Annotated in this window: 1 rRNA gene; it reads right to left on the reverse strand. The window is 54.0% G+C overall.

Features of this window, described 5'->3' with window-relative positions:
- Nucleotides 1–19 precede the first annotated feature (19 nt).
- Nucleotides 20–1,745: ribosomal RNA gene (locus tag HB631_RS26690) — 23S ribosomal RNA — on the reverse strand; the annotation flags it as partial.

Here is a 1,745-nt window from a genome sequence, read left to right on the forward strand (position 1 = left end):
CAAACACCTTAGGTGTTGTAAGGTTAAGTCTCACGGGTCATTAGTATCGGTTAGCTCAACGCATCGCTGCGCTTACACACCCGACCTATCAACGTCATCGTCTTTAACGTCCCTTCAGGTGACCTATAGTCACAGGGAAGACTCATCTCGAGGCAAGTTTCCCGCTTAGATGCTTTCAGCGGTTATCTCTTCCGCACGTAGCTACCGGGCAATGCCATTGGCATGACAACCCGAACACCAGTGGTGCGTCCACTCCGGTCCTCTCGTACTAGGAGCAGCCCCTCTCAATCTTCCAACGCCCACGGCAGATAGGGACCGAACTGTCTCACGACGTTCTAAACCCAGCTCGCGTACCACTTTAAATGGCGAACAGCCATACCCTTGGGACCTACTTCAGCCCCAGGATGTGATGAGCCGACATCGAGGTGCCAAACACCGCCGTCGATATGAACTCTTGGGCGGTATCAGCCTGTTATCCCCGGAGTACCTTTTATCCGTTGAGCGATGGCCCTTCCATTCAGAACCACCGGATCACTAAGACCTGCTTTCGCACCTGCTCGAGCCGTCACTCTCGCAGTCAAGCTAGCTTATGCCTTTGCACTAACCTCACGATGTCCGACCGTGATTAGCTAACCTTCGTGCTCCTCCGTTACTCTTTAGGAGGAGACCGCCCCAGTCAAACTACCCACCAGACACTGTCCTCGACCCCGATTAGGGGCCGGAGTTAGAACATCAAACATTAAAGGGTGGTATTTCAAGGTTGGCTCCATCAGGACTGGCGTCCCGACTTCATAGCCTCCCACCTATCCTACACATCAAGGCTCAATGTTCAGTGTCAAGCTATAGTAAAGGTTCACGGGGTCTTTCCGTCTTGCCGCGGGTACACTGCATCTTCACAGCGAGTTCAATTTCACTGAGTCTCGGGTGGAGACAGCCTGGCCATCATTACGCCATTCGTGCAGGTCGGAACTTACCCGACAAGGAATTTCGCTACCTTAGGACCGTTATAGTTACGGCCGCCGTTTACCGGGGCTTCGATCAAGAGCTTCTCGCAAGCGATAACCCCATCAATTAACCTTCCGGCACCGGGCAGGCGTCACACCGTATACGTCCACTTTCGTGTTTGCACAGTGCTGTGTTTTTAATAAACAGTTGCAGCCAGCTGGTATCTGCGACTGGCTTCGGCTCGGGGAGCACGTCCCTCCACCTAACGCCAGCGTGCCTTCTCCCGAAGTTACGGCACCATTTTGCCTAGTTCCTTCACCCGAGTTCTCTCAAGCGCCTCGGTATTCTCTACCTGACCACCTGTGTCGGTTTGGGGTACGATTCGATATGACCTGGTGCTTAGAGGCTTTTCCTGGAAGCGTAGCATCAACCCCTTCACCACCGTAGTGGCTCGTCATCACGCCTCAGTGTTATAAGAGAACGGATTTTCCTGTCCTCTCCACCTGCACGCTTGAACCGGGACAACCGTCGCCCGGCCGGTCTAGCTTTCTCCGTCCCCCCTTCGCAGTCACACCCAGTACAGGAATATTAACCTGTTTCCCATCGACTACGCCTTTCGGCCTCGCCTTAGGGGTCGACTCACCCTGCTCCGATTAACGTTGAACAGGAACCCTTGGTCTTCCGGCGAGCGGGCTTTTCACCCGCTTTATCGTTACTTATGTCAGCATTCGCACTTCTGATACCTCCAGCAACCCTCACAGGCCACCTTCTCAGGCTTACAGAACGCTCCCCTACCCAAC

Origin of the sequence: Sodalis sp. dw_96, from assembly GCF_018449575.1 — a bacterium.
In the GTDB taxonomy this organism is placed as follows: domain Bacteria; phylum Pseudomonadota; class Gammaproteobacteria; order Enterobacterales; family Enterobacteriaceae; genus Acerihabitans.